Origin of the sequence: Paenibacillus assamensis DSM 18201 (assembly GCF_000422445.1) — a bacterium.
GTDB lineage: Bacteria > Bacillota > Bacilli > Paenibacillales > Paenibacillaceae > Paenibacillus_B > Paenibacillus_B assamensis.
This window is the reverse complement of sequence record NZ_AULU01000003.1, coordinates 188,000-206,309: the sequence shown is the minus strand read 5'-3', so window position 1 is coordinate 206,309 and position 18,310 is coordinate 188,000. Positions and strand designations below refer to the sequence as shown.

General features: G+C 42.7%; 17 protein-coding genes. 11 read left to right on the top strand and 6 right to left on the bottom strand.

The features are described from left to right. The first annotated feature begins 42 nt into the window (after window positions 1-42). From H580_RS0100700 to H580_RS0100660, 9 genes are all read left to right on the top strand, one after another. Complete coding sequence (locus tag H580_RS0100700) at window positions 43-1,170, top strand: GerAB/ArcD/ProY family transporter (RefSeq protein WP_036604255.1); 1,128 nt, start codon at window positions 43-45, stop codon at window positions 1,168-1,170. Continuing rightward, complete coding sequence (locus H580_RS0100695; protein WP_028593091.1) at window positions 1,167-2,303, top strand: Ger(x)C family spore germination protein; 1,137 nt, start codon at window positions 1,167-1,169, stop codon at window positions 2,301-2,303. The genes H580_RS0100700 and H580_RS0100695 overlap by 4 nt, the downstream gene beginning before the upstream one ends. 241 nt (window positions 2,304-2,544) lie before the next feature. After that, complete coding sequence (locus tag H580_RS0100690) at window positions 2,545-2,997, top strand: effector binding domain-containing protein (protein WP_028593090.1); 453 nt, start codon at window positions 2,545-2,547, stop codon at window positions 2,995-2,997. A gap of 123 nt (window positions 2,998-3,120) precedes the next feature. Continuing rightward, entirely contained in the window at window positions 3,121-3,558 is a 438-nt protein-coding gene (locus H580_RS0100685; protein WP_028593089.1) for an SRPBCC family protein, read from the top strand. Between the two features lie 56 nt (window positions 3,559-3,614). Beyond that, the gene (locus H580_RS25280; protein WP_051217123.1) at window positions 3,615-4,181 is read left to right on the top strand and encodes a histidine phosphatase family protein; all 567 of its coding nucleotides are present in this window, start codon (window positions 3,615-3,617) and stop codon (window positions 4,179-4,181) included. Window positions 4,182-4,420: 239 nt separating this feature from the next. Beyond that, on the top strand, window positions 4,421-4,873 hold the full coding sequence (locus tag H580_RS0100675) for a flavodoxin (protein ID WP_028593088.1): 453 nt from the start codon (window positions 4,421-4,423) through the stop codon (window positions 4,871-4,873). Between the two features lie 578 nt (window positions 4,874-5,451). Beyond that, window positions 5,452-6,555, top strand: a complete 1,104-nt coding sequence (locus H580_RS0100670; protein WP_028593087.1) for a cysteine synthase family protein — start codon at window positions 5,452-5,454, stop codon at window positions 6,553-6,555. Next, window positions 6,552-7,754: a staphylopine family metallophore export MFS transporter CntE gene (gene cntE, locus H580_RS0100665; RefSeq protein ID WP_028593086.1), complete on the top strand. Its 1,203-nt coding sequence runs from the start codon at window positions 6,552-6,554 to the stop codon at window positions 7,752-7,754. Before H580_RS0100670 ends, cntE begins: the two co-directional genes overlap by 4 nt. Window positions 7,755-8,096: 342 nt before the next feature. Next, complete coding sequence (locus H580_RS0100660; RefSeq protein WP_028593085.1) at window positions 8,097-10,841, top strand: S-layer homology domain-containing protein; 2,745 nt, start codon at window positions 8,097-8,099, stop codon at window positions 10,839-10,841. A gap of 106 nt (window positions 10,842-10,947) precedes the next feature. Here the strand turns inward: H580_RS0100660 and H580_RS0100655 are convergent, their stop codons facing one another. The 4 genes from H580_RS0100655 to H580_RS26930 all read right to left on the bottom strand — a co-directional run bounded on the left by H580_RS0100655 (window position 10,948) and on the right by H580_RS26930 (window position 13,588). Next, on the bottom strand, window positions 10,948-11,817 hold the full coding sequence (locus H580_RS0100655; protein ID WP_028593084.1) for an AraC family transcriptional regulator: 870 nt from the start codon (window positions 11,815-11,817) through the stop codon (window positions 10,948-10,950). Window positions 11,818-11,928: 111 nt separating this feature from the next. Continuing rightward, window positions 11,929-12,297: a hypothetical protein gene (locus tag H580_RS0100650; RefSeq protein ID WP_028593083.1), complete on the bottom strand. Its 369-nt coding sequence runs from the start codon at window positions 12,295-12,297 to the stop codon at window positions 11,929-11,931. Between the two features lie 79 nt (window positions 12,298-12,376). Next, the gene (locus H580_RS0100645) at window positions 12,377-13,123 is read right to left on the bottom strand and encodes a hypothetical protein (protein ID WP_157282613.1); all 747 of its coding nucleotides are present in this window, start codon (window positions 13,121-13,123) and stop codon (window positions 12,377-12,379) included. A 216-nt stretch (window positions 13,124-13,339) separates the two neighbouring features. After that, window positions 13,340-13,588: an Hsp70 family protein gene (locus H580_RS26930; RefSeq protein ID WP_028593081.1), complete on the bottom strand. Its 249-nt coding sequence runs from the start codon at window positions 13,586-13,588 to the stop codon at window positions 13,340-13,342. Between the two features lie 190 nt (window positions 13,589-13,778). Here H580_RS26930 and H580_RS0100635 point away from each other — a divergent pair, with 190 nt between their 5' ends. Continuing rightward, window positions 13,779-15,008 (top strand): MFS transporter, encoded by a 1,230-nt coding sequence (locus tag H580_RS0100635; protein WP_036604252.1) that lies wholly within the window; start codon window positions 13,779-13,781, stop codon window positions 15,006-15,008. Window positions 15,009-15,120: 112 nt separating this feature from the next. Here the strand turns inward: H580_RS0100635 and H580_RS0100630 are convergent, their stop codons facing one another. Beyond that, a complete protein-coding gene (locus H580_RS0100630) occupies window positions 15,121-15,618 on the bottom strand; it encodes a VanZ family protein (protein WP_028593079.1) in 498 nt (165 codons plus the stop codon). 165 nt (window positions 15,619-15,783) lie between these two features. Next, entirely contained in the window at window positions 15,784-17,073 is a 1,290-nt protein-coding gene (locus H580_RS0100625) for an amidohydrolase (RefSeq protein ID WP_028593078.1), read from the bottom strand. Window positions 17,074-17,377: 304 nt separating this feature from the next. Here H580_RS0100625 and H580_RS0100620 point away from each other — a divergent pair, with 304 nt between their 5' ends. Next, a complete protein-coding gene (locus tag H580_RS0100620) occupies window positions 17,378-18,253 on the top strand; it encodes a phosphotransferase family protein (protein WP_028593077.1) in 876 nt (291 codons plus the stop codon). The last annotated feature ends 57 nt before the right edge of the window (window positions 18,254-18,310 follow it).

Sequence of the window (18,310 nt, the reverse complement as noted above, 5' to 3'; positions counted from 1 at the left end):
TGGTGAAAATGAAGTGAATTTACGGAAGAACGAGGGAAGCGCATGGATGTTAGAATTAAACCGAGACCGAATAAGATGATTCAATCGTTTGGACTGTTGTTTATCATCTGCAATGTTCAGATCGGGATCGGCGTATTTGGATTTCAAAGATATATAGCACGTGAGGCAGGTCATGATGCTTGGATTGCTGTACTGCTGGCAGGTATACTCTCTCACCTATCTGGGTGGATGCTAATAAGAGTGCTGCGTCGCTATAATTCTGCGGACTTATACGGGATTCACCAAGATTTGTTCGGCCGTTGGGTAGGCGGGGGATTAAGTATACTGATGATGCTTTATTACGTGATCGTTACTGTGACTATATTGCGTACTTACATTGAGGCGGTACAGTCATGGATTTTCCCCGAGTTTCCTACATGGCTGCTTGCCTTGGTTCTACTATTTTTGTCATGGTATGCAGGGATAAGCGGCTTGCGCGTCATTGTGGGGGTCTGCTTCATAGGTTTTTGTGTTATGTTTGCTTTCTCAACACTATACTACAATCCGATTCAGTTCGCTCAATGGAACAGGCTGCTTCCGATCGGAGAGGCAACGCCGTATCAACTGCTTAATGGAGCAGTTGCAATGGGATTTACTTTGTCGGGCTTTGAGATTGTTACTTATTTGTACCCGTACCTCAATGATAAAGATAAGTCGCAAAAGTACATGCAAATAAGCTTGCTGCTGACCAATATCCTTTATTTATTCATTATCATTGTGACGACGATTTTTTTCAGCCAAGATCAACTGCTGCGAACGGTGTGGAGTTCACTCAACATGCTCAAAATCGTCAAATATCCATTTTTGGAGCGTATAGAAGTGCTTGCTATGGGGGTATGGATGTTCGCAGTTGTGCCAGGAATTATTATTTTGACGTGGGTAATAAGCAGAGGCTTGCGACGATTGTTTAATTTTCCACATAAAAAGGTACTGATTGTTTTCAGTATTTTTATATATGTGGTTTCGCTTGTATTTCATAATCGGGAACAAATTGATTTGTTAAATAGCCTGATTAGTAAAGTATCGCTTCTCATCAGCTTTGTGTATCCCCTTTTTCTTTATGTTACGGTGGCCGTTGTATGGTGGTGGCGTCAGCATAAACAAAAGAAGGGAGAAGATGAGCTAGCATGATCAAGTTCAAAATCACGCAAATAGCTGTTGTTCTTATGCTGGTATTTCTGACGGGCTGTTTCCACTCGTCTGTGTTGGAACGAACCTCGATAAGTGTAGCACTTGGTTATGATAAAATGGGAGAAGGGAAAATTCAAACAAGTTCGGTATTGTACGGCCCAACTAGTAAAGAAGGCAAGGAAAGCTCACATGTTATTTCAGTAGTAGGTGAAACGAGTAAGGGGGCTCGCCAAAATCTGAATCATAAGCTGGCTTTCAAAGTAGTCAGCGGGCAGATTCGATTTATTGCTTACGAAAGTGAATTAGCCGAAGAAGGAATTATAAGTATCGTGGATACGCTTAGTCGAGATCCTTCTTATGGGGAAATGATGTATTTGTCTGTTACGGAGAAGCCAATCCGCGATCTATTTGCTTATAAATATCCGAATATTTCAAATGTAGGAACCTACATGTCGAGATTAATTGCACATAATATTCAGAACAGTTGGGTGCCCTCATGTACGTTGCATGATTTTCGCAATGACTACTACAGTGCAGGCAAAGAAGCTGTACTTCCACTCGTCGAAAGAACCGACAAAGAGGTCAACGTAACTGCGCTGGCCCTATTCAAAAAAGATGTAATGATAGGAAAAATGCAGCCGAAAGAAGCCGTTTATTTAAAGCTGCTGCTTGATCGGGATCAACCTGAAACAATCGAAGTTAAAATGCCAAAGGATGGGATGGCGAAGTATGTAAGAAAAGTGGGCCATTCCTTTAACTATATTAAGACGGCGCTTGGAAATATCGGAAGCCATTCGTCTATTAAGCTTATTTCGAAGGACGACTTGACCTTTGATGTACGCATCCAACTGAATGTAGAGCTGCAAGAAGTATCTGAAGATTATGACTTTGCTGAACAAGGAGCTGTGCAGCAGCTAGAAACAGAGTTGAGTAAACAGATGAGTAAAGATCTGGTGAAGATGCTTAACCAATTAAAGCGACTTAACTCTGATGCAGTAGGCTTTGGTGAAGTATACCGCAGTTCGGTGAGAAATTCTGCATTAACGAAAGATAAGTGGCAAGATATGTTCCAGAAAGCGACGTTCAATACTGCAGTTCACGTGAATCTCATCCGTACTGGAACGATAGAATAACGGCTTAGTGTTGGAAAAAGAGTGCAAAAATACCTTTCCGATTCTAGGCAACCTGTGTATAATGTTAAACAAAACCAAATCCGACGCCATCTCAGTAGAACATCAGGATAACGATCTTGATGTTCTTTTTTGAAGCATAAGTAGCCTGTTTTATTAAGAAAAAAGGGCTGAGCCAAGTGACATCGCATGGCAAGAACATGACTACCAGTTTTGTGAACTTCACGAATGGAGGACGATGTTTATGTATGAATGTCAATTGATGCAAAAAGATGAGTTGAAGCTGGTTGGGATCAGTTATTCTGGGCCTGTGAAGGAATGCTTTCCAGATGAGTCCATTAGGCTGCATGAGCGGTTCTGGAAGCGAAGAGATGAGATTACTTCTGTCGCACATACGGAATTGATATTTAGTCCTTATTATGGAAACGATCAATTCATGACTTACTGGGGCTGCTTGCAAGTAGAGAGTCTTGAAGATGTACCCGATGGAATGGTGGGATTGCACTTGCCGTCTCAGCTTTATGCGGTTGTAGAAGGCAAGAGAGAATCCATTTCCGATGCGTACAAAGCGGTATATCGTTGGATTCGCCAAAAGCATTTGGATCGGGAATGGGGAGCTAGTTGTGTCGAGTTATTCCATGTGGAGGAAGGTAATCAGCAAGAGAAAGTTGAACTTTGGATACCTGTAAAAAAGTAAGCGTCATCATACATGGTGGATTTCGACGTCAGGAATGCACGTTCGTGAGAAGCGCCATAACTTCAATGAAGGAAGTTATGGCGCTTTATTACTATACAGCTCAATTCATGAGGAGGATGTGTCATGGTGCAGTCACAGCGCAGCAACGATAAGCCAATCGGTCTTACGGCTTCATCTGGATATCAAGTAGGTATTCGAAGGACATTTTCTGTTCAGCCTGAGCAAATGTGGAATGTATTGCTTTCGAAGCAAGGGTTGAATGTTTGGTTGGGTCCTATTGAGTCATTGGTTGCGGAAGCAGGCGAGCAGTATCATTGCGAAAATGGAACAAAGGGCGAACTTCGTGTTGTCAAGCCTCTTCAACAGCTAAGGCTGACTTGGCAGCCTCATGCATGGCATACACCTTCTACCCTTCAGATTCGGTTGATATCGAATAAGAATGGAACAACAACCATTAGCTTCCATCAGGAGAAGCTGGAAGATGTACATCGTCGCGAGGAGATGAAGCTGCACTGGGAGCAGGTTATCGTGGAGCTGGCGGAGATGGTCGCAAGGGCATAGGTGGAAGTGCTGCCATACTAGTGTCTAGAACGACGAGCAGGTAAAGGGGATCCTGGATGAACAACCTATTTATAATAAGGCACTGTTATGGAGCGGGTAAAGAACCGTCAACCCCACTGACAGCGGAAGAAAATGAGCAAGCTAAACAGCTTGCATCCTTCATGAATGGATTGAATATTGATGTTTTAATTTCAAGCCCATCTTTACGATCGATACATAGTTTACAGCCAACTGCAATCCAATTGCGCAAGCCAATTGTGATTGATGAACGAATGGAAGAGCGGCTGCTTGCCATTTGTCATTCGAAAGAGGGAATGAAGAAGTTCGTCCAACTATTTGGGCATGCCGCGTTCAAGAGTAAAGAAGCGTCAACCGAGCAAACAACGTCTTTTAGCGGGTTATCTGTTCTTAGTAATGCACTGAATAAACAAGCTAACAATGTTGCCGTTATGACAAGTCGTCATGAAGTATCCACCCTTCTTAATTATTTTGATATTGAGGAGGATGCCCGTGGGGAAGGTACTTCGTACATGGATATATTCGTAATTCGATGTAAGGCCGAACAACTTTCTGTAGAGCGAGTATGGAGCTGTGGTCAATCGCGAGAGCTGCTTCCTACGTAGCTCTTTTTTTATGTTCACCATAAGTAGGTGTGCAGGACGAAAAAGTGCGGAGCACGTAAAATAATCAGGAAAAAATCTAGGATAAGCTGCATAGTTTAAATTAGGAAGAACGATAGCAGCTGGAAGTTATTGCTGACGAAAATGTTGTAGTGGACTTTTATTGATGATAATGATAATCTTTCTCATAAGGAATGACTGACAGCTAGTTAGTTGTATATTTGGATTGGAGGAATTGAGGAATGAGTGATTCGATTATTTTGGTTTATGCAAGTATGACAGGTAACACAGAAGAAATGAAGGATGCTGTTGCAGAGGGGATCCGTGAGTTGGGGGCGGATGTAACCGTTAAGGAAGTTATGGATGCACAAGGCTCTGACTTGGAAGGTTATGATGTGATATTGCTTGGTGCCTACACGTGGGGCGATGGCGAGCTTCCAGATGAGTTCCTTGATTTCTATGATGAAATGGAAGGTTTGAAGTTGGAAGGTAGGCGTGCTGCTGTCTTCGGTTCATGTGATTCGAGCTATGCTCAGTACGGTGCTGCTGTAGATATTTTATCGAACAAGCTGCGTGATCTTGGTTGTACACTTGTGCATGAAGGGCTTAAAGTGGAGCTTTCCCCATCTCAGGATGAGAGAGAGATCTGCCGTGAATTCGGACGCAATGCGGTACGTGCTTTGTCGAACGCATAAGAGATGAAAGGTAAGCCTCTTGCTTCGTTGTTGGAATATAAACAAGCATTTATGCAGGAAGTAGCAATCCTGTCTAAGTTTCAACACCCTAGTATTATGAAGCTGTTGGATTAACTTTTTCAATCTTCAGATCTTACGCCAACAGCTTCTAGAGAGCTGCTCATACATACAATGCTTCCTCTACTAGCTGCGATTTCAGTTATACATCAGCAAGGTATTTATTCACAGGTTTGAAGCCGCAAAATATTGTAGTTGGTAGCAAGATGCACTCCACACTTATTGACATCACACCAACCCAACTTTTAAACCCTCCATATAACTCGAAAGAGTCATTTTCAGAAATGAACCCACGTGATACATTAAATCTATTACAGAGGTATGGTTATAGTATCCAATCAAGAGCCGAGTCCATGCTGACACTATCAGCTTCCATTTATATCTGAGGAACTATTCTAGCGGCCAAGCGATTCGATGCGGGAGTCTAGATAAATCCAAATTCCGAAAAAAAAGGGAAGATAAATAGGATTTGTTTCAAGGTGGAGTCTATTAACCCGACTTCTCAAAAAAGGAGGGAATTGATGATAACGATATTGGATACTGTTGGCTATTCGCCATTGGTACAACTGCGTAATTTAGTAGATAGTGATCGATATGATATTCGATTGAAGCTAGAGCGAACGAATCCCGGAGGCAGCATTAAAGACCGCCCAGCGCTGTATATCGTAAAGGAAGCGGAGCGTCGAGGCTGGCTGCGACCTGGAGGAACGATTATCGAATCTTCATCGGGTAACTTCGGAATTTCATTGGCGATGATTGGGGCGGCGCGTGGTTATCGCGTCATTATACTGGTTGATCCGAAAACGACGCCAACGAACTTGGCGCTGCTTAAGGCGTATGGAGCCGAGGTTATTGTGGTGACGGAACAGGATGACAGTGGATCTTACCATAAGACGAGAATTGCGCTTGCGAACAAGCTGCATCGAGAGATTTCCAACTCTTTTAGACCTGACCAATGCTTTAGCCCGCTTAATGGAGAAGCGCACTACAAAGGAACGGCACAAGAGCTGTTCGAGCAATGCGGGGGAGAGCTTGATGCTGTCGTATTAACAGTGAGCACAGGTGGGCAGGTTGGCGGCTTTTCCCGCTATTTCCGAGAACATGCACCGCATGTGAAGGTGGTGGCGGTTGATGCTGTAGGTTCGACGATTTTCGGAGGACAAGCTCATTCATATTTGTTGCCAGGCATGGGCCTCAGTTGGACCCCGACCAATATCGATGATCTGAATCGTATTGATGCAGTGTACAAAGCAGCCGATGAAGATTCGTTTATGATGTGCAGGATGATGGCAAAGTATGAAGGTATTATGTGCGGGGGCTCGACAGGAGCGGGAATGATAGTAGCTTTGAAGCTTGCATTACAAGGAGAGAGCAGCAAGAAACAACGAATCGTATGCATTGCTTCAGACAATGGTGAGCGCTATTTGTCCACGATATACAATGATGAATGGATGCGGGAGCGCAACTTGGATACGACGCTGAATCCGACTCATTTGCTAGAGAGAGTTTCACGTCTTGCACCTTATAGTATCAATCCGATCGAGACAGCCAACTACAAGCCTGAGCTTGAATATTTATTGGACTCGCCAAGCCGGCAGTATATTGCGGATGAGGCAGCTGGATGATTAGTAGGGAGCGAGACAATCCATTTTCACCACAGGCCTTGAAAATTTATGCGATTACGATTGTATTTTACGCCATTGTCTATATGGTTCTGATGATAGTTCCGTTCTATGCATTGTCGCTGAATGCTACCAAAACCGATATCGGGCTCCTTATGGGCGCAACAATGCTAACATCCATGTTTGCAAGACCTATTGCAGGTAAGCTCATTGATCGTCATGGGGCTAGCCGTATTTTTGTTATCGTGCTAATCGTGTTTGCGGTATCTTTGCTTGGTTATTTCGTCCCTGAACTATGGATCATCGGAGCTGTCCGTATTATTCAAGGGATCGTGGCCGCCTTTTTTTCCACTGCAATGGAGATTATTACGATTGACCTTCTTTCTGACAAAGTGAGGGGGCAGGGACTATCCCTATATTCACTTGCTACGATGATACCGTCAACCTTTGGACCAGCCGCGGCTCTTTATTTGAAGGATATCGCATCTATGACTGAAATCTTTGTTGGATTTGTCGTGCTAGGTATGGTGAATGTAGTATTTGCCCTTATCGTAGCGCGGTCTAAGACGAACCAATTGCACACACTCGCCCCTGAAGTAGTCGATGTACAGCCGTCGGGGCTGTGGAAAAATCGCAAGCTGCTCGTATCCTCAACGATTATGCTGTTCGCTTCCATTGCGAATGGAGCTATCTTCACCTTCCTTCCCATACATCTGGAAAATCAACAATCTACTTGGGGAAGTCTCTATTTTTTGACGCAGACCGTTGTGCTCGTGTTATGCCGATTTATAGGGCGAAGCCGTATACCGTCTAATGGAGAAACACCGATACGACTCGTGCTCATAATGAGTTTGTTGGCAAGTGTGGGTAGCTTGCTGCTGAGTTCGTTTATATATGGGCCGATTTTGCTGCTCGCGGCAGTCTTGAACGGAATTGCATTTGCGATGCTGTATCCTGCGCTGCTCACGTTTGTATCGTTTTCTGTGCCTGAACAGGCAAGAGGATTTTTACTTGGATTGTTTATCGGTGCAGCTGATCTTGGCTTTGCCTTGGGGGCTTTAGTGATGGGGTTGCTCGCTGATTTGTTATCGTTTCACATCATGTTTATGACGTGTGCGGTATTGTGCTTTGTGGCTTGCCTGCTGCTTCCTTTGTATCGGAGTGAGGATGTAAGAGGGAGTCAGGAATCTTCATTTTCGTAATCAATGAAAGAGGGGGGCGGATATCCGCCCTTCTTTTATTTCTCTTGTAGTTTCAATAACGTTTTTCTAAGGTATAAAGTTAATTTCATTCTTTTGGATGATACAAAATGTTTCTGGTTAAATTTATAATTCGAAAAAATATTTTAAAAAATCAATAACTATAAAAAGTTACAATATTATTAATTGTTTAGGAAATATTAACTTTCCAATCTACTTTTCCCGATAATTAAATAGAGAAATAGTAGTAAGTAGGCGAATGGGAGAGTAGGACAAGCAATCTGCTTACCGTAGGCTATGAAGATTGAATGTTGAGAACTGAAGGAGAAATGGTGGAGGTCAACAATGAAACGGTACATGGCAGCACTAATAAGCTTGATGTTAATTTTGACGGCTCATTCAGGAACGGTTCAAGCCATTCAAAGCGATAAGAAGGTCGTCAGCGAGCAGCACTATACACGTGTGGGCGAGGATTATGACATTCTTGACGAGCAAGTGCTATCTTCGAAGAAGGATGGAACAGCTTGGATATGGTATATCAACAATGGATTATCTCATTACACGTCGGACACGGTCTACAAAGCTCATATGGTACAAATTCCAGGATTGAAAGATGTAAAGCAGATCGATGTTAGAGGAAGTGGAAGTAGTAAGGATATTCGTGGATATGTTGCGCTAAAAAAAGACGGAACCGTCTGGTATTGGGATGCCAAGCGTACAGATAATCTACCATATCCTACGAGTGATCCGCTACTTATTAAAGAGTTGAGTAACGTGACTTCATTCGTTGCTAAATTCGATGGTAATTACAAAGTTTTGTTCGTATTAAAATCTGACGGCTCTGTATGGACGTGGGGAAGGAGAACAGGCAACTCTAAAAATGCGAAATCCTCACTGGAACAAATGAAGCTGCTAGATGATGTTGCATCCTTACAATCAATTGGAGGCCATGTATTTGCGATTAAAAAGGACGGTTCGGTGTGGAAATGGAGATCAAGCTCGTATTTTCCGCATAACCGATCTAGCAGCAAAACGGTTGAACAAATTACGGGGCTTAGTGATATTGTCAACATAGATTTAGGTTCTATTACAAGTTATGCCTATAAGCAGGATGGAACGGTTTGGTCCTGGCGAACATATCGAGACGACAATGCTCCTGTTCAAGTACATACAGCAGCAGACGTGCGAACGATTGTTCAATTGGATTTTCTTAGAGATCCCAATCTCGACAAAATGTATGCATTCCGAAAGGATGGCCAGCTCTGGTCTTTGGAAAGTGAAAAGGTCTTTCCCGAACTGAAGAATATCGTTTCTGTACATCAAAGGGAACCAAGTGGCCCAAAAAGATATCATGTATTAAAAGAAGATCAGACATTGTGGGCGTGGGAAAGTGCTTCTGATTATCCTAAGCTTGTTGTGTTCACGAAAAGAATGGAGCAGCGTGGTGAATCTGGAACAGTAGGTAACCAAGCAGGCCAAACGGGCACCCCAACAGATAGCCATACAGATAAACGATCTGATAAACAAACAGGCGATAAACCTAAGACAACGACAACAACAAGCGAACCAAGGGTGCGAACAGCTCCGGATATTAGCCTGTATCCATATGTCACAATGCTCCCGCCTGGTGGAAATCAGTCTATTGCGGTTAACAATCTGCTACCTGGGACCAAGGTAACTTACACGATAGATGATCCGAGTATAGGGAGCATATCGTATGTGAATGGTACACCAGTCGTAGTAGCCAATAAACCGGGGCAGACAATTGTGCGGGCAACCGGAACTAGAACGGGTTATCCGGACGTATTCGCCTATTTTATGCTATATGTGGCTGACAGTAATAGGCTGAGCGATACGTATTACACTGCTGTGCGCACGGTACCTGCCGCTGACAAACAGAAGCCGTATATTGTGGAGGGGCTGATACAAGCCGGAGAGCTCGTTATTACAGCTGCAAGCAGCGAGCAGCCGGTTCCTGTAAATGGACAAGTAGTCATTAACGCTGAGTTGATGAACCGTATAGCTGGTAGTGCGCTAAAGGCTAAATCCGAGGTGGAGCAATCGCTATCAGAAAGCGGAATTGTTCTTGCTAGAGAGTTAGTTGTTAATGGGGAAGTTTTGTCTTCACCTGGTCAAAATGGTTATACGTTCATGCTGCATAAAGATAGCTTAATCGGTCGTAAAGATATCGATTATATTACCGTACATGCAGGAGATGCGAAGTTAATGATTCATGTTGCGACTGCAGATCGTCTGTTCCATTCGTATCCTGTTATCGTTATTCATGTGGTCAAAGAAACGAACGGTGGATATCGCGTACAATTTTTAGATGAACAAGGAAGAGAGCTTGCGAGTGTAGCAAGCAACATCGGGCTTATTTTGCCCGCGAGTCAGTCGGATGCAACCAATAACAGTGTGTTTTATTCGGATGGGACTACGACGGATCCGATCGGTGGAAAGTTCAATCCGTACAAAAATGGAGTGGAAGCTGAAATTAACCGTCCTGGCACGTATTATTTGGGTGATAATGCTACCTCTTTCCCTGATATGGAGGGTCGAGATCCAGAGCTCCAGCAAGCCGTTCAATTTCTGGCCTCTAAAGGAATTGTGAAAGGGAAAGCCGGTGGCAAGTTTGAACCAGATACATTGATAACCCGTGCAGAGTTCACATCGATGTTAGTTAAAGCTTTTTACGCGTTGGATAAAACGGCGACGGAGAGCTTTTCAGATGTCCAGTCTCCGCAGTGGCATCATCCCTATATCGCTTCGTCTGAGAAAAAGGATATCGTCAAAGGCTATCCTGATGGCACATTTAAGCCAGACAAGACGATAGCTCGTGAAGAAATGATTGCGATAGGCGCACGATATTTGCATGAGAAGAAAAATTATTTTTACCCATCAAATCCAGATGTCTACTTGAATCAATTCGAAGACAAGAAAACGATATCTAATTGGGCAAAGCGAACGATGGCGTTGGCAGTAAAACAGCGCTTGATTGATGTTCCTGCTAATAAGCAGATTAAAGCTCGCGAGGCTGTTACTCGTGGGGAGGCGACGAGAATGCTGTACCGACTTTATTTATTGCTTTAATTACAAACGGGTTGGAGCTGTAAATGAGATTATAAATCTTCTAATAGTAAAAAAACGCATGCTTGGTCATTAAATGACTAGACATGCGTTTTTCGTTAACCCAAACTTATTTTTTCATGACCGGAATCCATATCTCACTCTTGAACGTTGGTGAAGTTACCTCTTTACTTTCATTCCAGAGCATTTCAGGTCCTTCAGCGAGTTGGTAGTTGGAGCTAGGGAACCACTCTGAATAAATACGTCCCCACACATTTTGCAGCGTATCAGGAAATGGCCCAACTGCGGTAAATACCGCCCAAGTAGAAGCAGGTACATCCAACTGAGTCAAATGTTCAGGACAATTCTTCGTTGTAGCTGCTCCAATATAGTGATCCAGCTCGCCATGCTCTTGTCGTCCTTCAGAAAAGTTAGTTGATGCGCTGATCAATCCTGACGGTTCTACATTAGACAGCTGCTTGAGCGTGTCAATCAACTCTTCATTAAGGCTTTGCCACATTCCTGCAATTTCTGGGTTGACACCGTTGTAAATTAAAGGTACTCGCTTGCTAATTCCTACAATGTGGAACGCTTCTTTTTCAACCACCCGATAATTCATTTCACTTCCTCCTTGAATCGATAGTTGGAAGGTCATTGGCGGGTATGCTTTTAGGAATTGTCCGTTCTGTCTTGCTTCAGACGGTGTTATACCATGCAAGCTGTGGAACGCCCTAGTGAAAGAATCTGCCGAGCTGTAACCGTATTTAATCGCTACATCTATAACTCGTACATGGCTAATAGTGAGGTCGAATGCTGCGAGCGAAAGGCGCCTGCGCCTGATGTACTCCGAGAGTGTAACGCCTGCTAGGAATGAAAACATTCTTGTAAAATGATACTCCGAGCAAACTGCAATCCTTGCTATTTCCGCGTAGTCGATCTCAGCATCGAGATGTTTTTCGATGTACTGTAAGGCAAGATTAAACCTTTCTAGACTATCCATACTCCCACCTCCTTCTTGGTTATAGATTAGCAGGAATGGAGAGCATCGATCCTACAATCCGTGCACCATATTGTAGGATGCTTGTGGCCTTAATTTATACAAAGTACATCGTTAGCCTTCTTCTAGATCCGTTTGATACGCAGCAACTGCGGTCATAACAGGACATTCCTCGCAGTCAGGAATATACCACATTCGACTATAGGAATACCATTCAAACTCTTCTTGGTCCTCGATCAGCATAGGAACAATGGAATCAAACTGAAGGGGATTAACGACTCCATTGATGTCATAGAACACGTTGTCGATCGATGTGATGACGTGATAATAATCATTGTCATTTCCACATTTGTAAGGGATGGAGTGAGGATATAATAATTTCAGAATTCTGAATAATTTATAGCAGCTTCCTTTCGTGTAAATATCGGTAATAAACTTGTCCGAATTTCTTAGCTCTGTTAAAAATTCAACTGGATTCACCATCACAACCATCCTTTTAGGGAAATGGACTTCACCGAATGGATAGACATTTTATGAAAGCTGCATGCAGATTGAGTATTTCCTATTCATTGGCTAGTTCTTTTTTCAAGGCTAACAATGTTAACCGTTCATAATCACGCAGCATTTCTAATTTCTCTATCAGTTGGGCGATTTGGAGAGGGCGGTGGTTGTTTGTGTTTTTCATTTCAATTTCTTTTTTTATGATTATGTTTTTGATAGTTTCAGCTTGATCGGAACAGTGCCTTAACAAATCGACGACGTAAGCGGGAACGGGCTGGAGCTCCATATAGCAGGAGAACACATACCTTGATCCGCTGAGTATGATAAATACTTGACCGAGAGAATAGGTGAGCTGTGTAGCTATTTCCAGCGGAGAATAGGGCAACATTTTAACGATTTCAAGCGCATGATCGAATAGTCTTGAATCGTCTTCATTATGTAAAATACACTGTCTTGCTCTATTATGGAATGCATGTTTTATTTCTGGAGTAATTTGAATATCTTTTCTATGAAGTGAGAACAGAGGATAATCGGAATCAGCTGTGACTTGCAGTACAAAGTCTGCTTCATACGTTTTGCTAACAATGTTTTTGATATCACTGATTATGGCGTGCTGCTTATTTGTAAATTGTTCGATGATAAGGTAATGCGTGGATTCCCCATCCATGAAATGCAATTCGGGGAAATACTTAGGTTTGGCACCAGAGAACACGATATTTCCGGCCTGCAAATTAGTCTCAATATATTGGGCTGCCTCCTTAGTAGAAGAGCCTTCGAAATCTGTAAAATGGACACCGACTTGGGCCAAATCGCTATCGTTTAGACAGTCCATGTCGAGGAGCCAGAAGCCCTTTCTTTCTATCAGGAGCTCTTGATTGATCGCATTTGTACTTTCATAAGCATTATAAAATAGATGAGCTGTCTCATACTCGTAAGTAAGTAAAACATGAGCAAGTTCAATTTTGAAGCAATTGAAATGACTTTTTCTACTAAGCAAATGAGTATGGATAACATCACCCTCTTCTCAGTGTGTATCAGTCTTTAAGGGTAATTCTATCATCTTGCACAGCGCTTTATCTATTCCTTCTTCATAAGAAACAATAGGGGGGCTTTTATGAAAATAGGGATATGTATTTGGCACAGATTGTTCAAATAAAATAACGGACGGGGATGTTCGCTCACCTTCATGGTTTGGTATAATGACTGGAATTCCATCTTTATCCACATAAGCGACAGCCGAGAAAGTCATTCCGAGATCGATACCGATAATCATTGTTGTACCTTCCTTTCCATATACATTTCAATTACATCTATAATGAATGCCATGCATGAAAGTAGTTCCATTGTTATATGAAAATAGTATCATTTATTCATTTTTAAATCGACATAATCTGTCGATTTCCCTTCGTCTTTCTAGCACGATAATAGAAGTGGGATCGGTAACTTAGATAGGGGGAGATTTTGTGGGTGAGGGATTAGGCAGGTGGAGGCAGTATTCGCTGCTTCTGGGGGGAATAGGGGTTTCGTACTTTGGTAACTGGATTTATTTGATTGCGTTAAACATTCTCGTGTTAAACATGACGAATTCAGCCGCCGCTGTAGCGGGCTTATATATGATTGGCCCGATTGCGAAGCTGTTTACGAATTTATGGGCAGGGTCAGTCATTGATCGAATGAATAAGAGAAAAATTATGATTGCTGCGGATGTTATTCGAGGAGTGCTTATTTTCCTCATTCCATTGATGTCATCGATATGGGCTGTATATGCGATCGTGTTTGTGTGCAGCCTAGCCTCTGCTTTTTTTGGACCTAGCTCAACCTTCTATATTACCAAATTCGTTGCAATAGAAGAGCGCAGGAGATTTAATTCCATTATGAGCATGATGAACTCGGGCTCCTTTTTACTCGGTCCTGCGATTGCTGGTGTGTTGATTATTTTGATAGGTACAGGTTGGTGCGTCATCATCAACGCGGTTAGTTTTCTGATCTGTGCATTTCTTATTGGTATGCTGCCTGATGTTAGCGATGAGAATGCAGCGAAGCGAGAGCCGATTCGTTTGAAAATGATTATAGAAGATTGGAAGCTCGTCCAGCAATTTATGCTGCGTTCTCGTTATTTTGTCAAAATATATCTGCTATATCAAATTGCAATTATGATCTTCTTTGCGCTCGATTCGCAAGAAGTTACGTTCATTAAGCAAAATCTCCATTTGAACGATCAACTGTACGGTGTCATTGTCAGCGTGGCTGGTATAGGTGCTCTGCTTGGAGCTTCAGCATCGGCCATTTGGGTGAAGCAATTCTCCCTTCAAACGTACATAGCGGTAGGTCTACTGTTTACAACGATTGGCTATACGATGTTCTACAGTGCTTCAGGGTTTTGGTTTGCGACGATAAGCTTTATCTTGCTTGGATTCTTTATGTCTTTCTCCAATACCGGTTACGCGACTTTTTATCAGAACAATGTACCGACCTCCATTATGGGGCGATTCGGCAGCATGGAGGGGATGTTCCAAAGCATCGTGCAAATTATGGCTACGTTTGCATTGGGGACATTGGCGGAGTGGTTTGATTTGCAGCTCGTTACGATTATTTTCTCGGTTGTATCGATTGTAATTGCGATTGTACTAAGCTTCCACATCTTTGATAAGTCAAAGCGAGCTCATTATGAAGAGGGGCAGATGTCAATTTAGAAGATCGGCAGTTAAAAGGAGAAGATGATGCGCCGAAAGCTATCCGCACCGGTATGACATACCGGAATGTGGATAGCTTTCATTGTCGTACGAATGATTCTGCATGAACGAATCAGCTATGGGACCAGCGCCGCCAAGCACGAACGCTCATGATAAGTACGATAAGGACAATTCCGATAGAGTCGACCATGACATCCTCGATATGCCCCGTCCGTCCGACGACAAACGATTGATGCCATTCGTCTGAACAAGCGTAGAGGAATGAAAATAATCCACCTAGACCGATGGATGCCCAATCTTTCATCTTTGTAGCGTAGAGCGTCTTAATGGCGAAGAAGCATAGTAGCGCAAAGGAGAAGACATGTGCAGCTTTGCGAATAAAAAACTCAACGAAGTCGTAAGGCTTTTCCCAAGTGATAAGTTGATTGTCGTAATAAAAGGAAAGCTCAGGTATATACTTCTGCAGCGTCTTCGCCTCGATTAAGGATGCGAAGGCTGGACGCAAATCCTGCTCTGTATAAGGCTCTGAGGACTTATAAAAAATAACCCCCATCCATACCACCGTAAGTACTAGCCAGATGATAAACTTCCGTTTGTGTGTAATCGTCATGTGTGAACTCCCTTATTAAGTTGGCAATTCAATGCTAGCTAATAGCCTACCACTTGTTACCGCTGTGAGCAACTGGACTCCTTGTTTTTTGAAAAATAAAAAAATAAGCTGCTCCAGTCATAAAGTACAGGAGGCAGCTTAACTTACCTTAGGCGTGCATATCTATTAAATTCCTTCTACAATTCGCTTGGCACGTACTGCTGCTTCTTGAAGAAGTTCCTCTTCATTCATCGTCAGAAGCTGGCGGTTTTCCATAAGTACTTTTCCGTTTACGATCGTTGTATCTACGTCACCACCATTAACGCTATAAGCGATTAGAGATTCTATGTTGTGATGTGGCATTAAATGAGGTTTATTTATATCGATCAAAATAAGATCTGCCTTTTTACCAACTTCGAGAGTACCGACTTCTTTATCGATATTAAGCAGCGCTGCACTATTAATCGTAGCGAGTTGAATCGCTTTTTTAGCAGGAATTTGTGTCGGATCGCCATAGTCTAATTTTTGCAGCCAAGTAGCAGTCTTGATTTCCTGGAACATATCGAGCGTTGTAGCACTTCCTGCTCCATCCGTACCTAGTCCTACATGTATTCCACGATTCAGCATTTCGACGATAGGAGCAATGCCGCATCCTAATTTCAGATTGCTCACAGGATTATGAGCAACACCACCGCGCATGCCAACCAAGTAACTAATATCTTTACGAGTCAAATGGACAGCATGAGCCAGTAAAACATGGGATTTTTCGAACAATCCAAGGTTATATAAGTACTCTGTAGGAGTTTGATTGTATTTATCTCTTATTTTAACAATTTCCTCCTTAGTTTCGGCCAAGTGGATATGAATGGGTAGATTCTTTTCTTCTGCTAGACGGATGACTTCTTTTAAAGGCTCAGGAGGGCAAGTATATGGAGCATGCGGGCCAAACATCGTGGTAATTCTTCCTTCCGCAGCACCGTGCCATTGCTCGATAAGCTCCATAGCTTCACGGAGTCTTCTACCTTTATCATCTTGAAAGAAGACTAAACCTCTCGTCAGTGATGCTCGCATGCCGACTTCGTCAATAGCTTGTGCAATCTCATTCATATGTACGTACATATCTGCGAACGCTGTTGTGCCTGATTTGATCATTTCAGCCATGGATAGTTTACAACCCCAGTATATATCTTCTGGCGTCATGTTATTTTCGGCGGGGAGCATCTTTTTGTCCAACCAATCCATTAATTTTAAATCATCGGAAAAGCCTTTTAATAGACTCATAGGCGTATGTTGATGCGCGTTAATAAGACCAGGCATGGCAACTTTTCCATTCCCTTGAATGACTTTATCTGCCTGTTCTTGCACTTGACTGCTTATTTCCTTAATTTTATCGCCTTCGATTAAAATATCTCCTCTAAATGGCTGATCCTCTTCCAGCATGGTGACGATTGTAACGTCTTTAATTAGCAGTTTCATATGATTCCCTCCCAAATATGGATGCCTGTACTGGGTGTAATTAACAGCTTTATCCATTATACCTCTAATGGTTGGGCTGATGTTTGTCTTTTTCGTAACGTTAATGTTGTGTTGAAGCATGTACGTAAGTACTGTCGCGATGTGATTTTCTCAATCACTAATTCGTTCTAAACGATACCCTGCTAATTTTAAATATTATTTCATTTTAATATTTACCATATAAAGCCTTTGTTTGTGGTAGTATAAGGGTTAAAAATTGTTTTACAGTAGCGAAAAAATACATATTGGACAAAGGAGTACGCCGATGATTGCCTCATATAAGAAGTTAATTGAACAGAAGTATCCCGAGTTAGCTATTGAACATATTGAGCCGAACACGATCGGGCAGAACAACGATGTTGTCATTATTAACAACTCGCTCGTATTCCGCTTTCCTAAATATGTGGAAGGGATTCGGCAGCTGAAAAGAGAGACGGAGCTGCTAGAGGCTATTCAACATCAGACGACGCTACCGATCCCTGTACCGAAGTATGTATCTTTTGAAGCGATGGTGCCTGGTCAAGTATTTACGGGATATAAGCTCATTGCTGGAGCGCCGTTCTGGAAAGAAGAATTAGACCGAGTAAAGGATAAAGAAGCACGGCATCGGCTTGCCTCTCAGCTCGTAACCTTTCTTACAGAGTTGCATGGGACTAAAGGTGAGCTTCTTGAACCTATTTTTAAGCAAGAAAGAAAATCAATACTGGAGATGACCAAGCTACTATATGCAAATATGGAGGAGAAATTATTTTCGTACATGAGAAGCGATGCTAGAGAGTGTGTCATCCACAACTTCCAAACTTTCCTGGAAAATGAGAAAAATCATAATGTGCAGCAAACGCTAATCCACGGCGATTTCGGTACGGGAAATATTTTATGGGATGCGCAGGCGTGCGCAATATCGGGAGTTATTGACTTTGGCGGTTCTGGCTTAGGCGATCCTGCCTATGACTTGGCTGGCATTCTTGCTGGTTATGGGGAAGATTTCTACGAGGAATGCATTAGGCTTTATCCTGGGGGCGAGGCTATTTCGGAACGGGTCCGGTTTTATCGCAGCACGTTTGCTCTGCAAGAGGCATTGCACGGGGTTGTTAACAATGATCCAGAAGCATTTGAATGTGGGATGAAAGACTATCGGTAACTTAATAGACAACAAATTAGAGTAAACAGCAAGAAGACGACATTTTATATCGACTGG

Coding starts and splice junctions, on each gene's coding strand:
- H580_RS0100700 (WP_036604255.1), top strand. CDS start 43: ATGGATGTTAGAATTAAACCGAGACCGAATAAGATGATTCAATCGTTT.
- H580_RS0100695 (WP_028593091.1), top strand. CDS start 1,167: ATGATCAAGTTCAAAATCACGCAAATAGCTGTTGTTCTTATGCTGGTA.
- H580_RS0100690 (WP_028593090.1), top strand. CDS start 2,545: ATGTATGAATGTCAATTGATGCAAAAAGATGAGTTGAAGCTGGTTGGG.
- H580_RS0100685 (WP_028593089.1), top strand. CDS start 3,121: ATGGTGCAGTCACAGCGCAGCAACGATAAGCCAATCGGTCTTACGGCT.
- H580_RS25280 (WP_051217123.1), top strand. CDS start 3,615: ATGAACAACCTATTTATAATAAGGCACTGTTATGGAGCGGGTAAAGAA.
- H580_RS0100675 (WP_028593088.1), top strand. CDS start 4,421: ATGAGTGATTCGATTATTTTGGTTTATGCAAGTATGACAGGTAACACA.
- H580_RS0100670 (WP_028593087.1), top strand. CDS start 5,452: ATGATAACGATATTGGATACTGTTGGCTATTCGCCATTGGTACAACTG.
- cntE (WP_028593086.1), top strand. CDS start 6,552: ATGATTAGTAGGGAGCGAGACAATCCATTTTCACCACAGGCCTTGAAA.
- H580_RS0100660 (WP_028593085.1), top strand. CDS start 8,097: ATGAAACGGTACATGGCAGCACTAATAAGCTTGATGTTAATTTTGACG.
- H580_RS0100655 (WP_028593084.1), bottom strand. CDS start 11,817: ATGGATAGTCTAGAAAGGTTTAATCTTGCCTTACAGTACATCGAAAAA.
- H580_RS0100650 (WP_028593083.1), bottom strand. CDS start 12,297: ATGGTGAATCCAGTTGAATTTTTAACAGAGCTAAGAAATTCGGACAAG.
- H580_RS26930 (WP_028593081.1), bottom strand. CDS start 13,588: ATGATTATCGGTATCGATCTCGGAATGACTTTCTCGGCTGTCGCTTAT.
- H580_RS0100630 (WP_028593079.1), bottom strand. CDS start 15,618: ATGACGATTACACACAAACGGAAGTTTATCATCTGGCTAGTACTTACG.
- H580_RS0100625 (WP_028593078.1), bottom strand. CDS start 17,073: ATGAAACTGCTAATTAAAGACGTTACAATCGTCACCATGCTGGAAGAG.
- H580_RS0100620 (WP_028593077.1), top strand. CDS start 17,378: ATGATTGCCTCATATAAGAAGTTAATTGAACAGAAGTATCCCGAGTTA.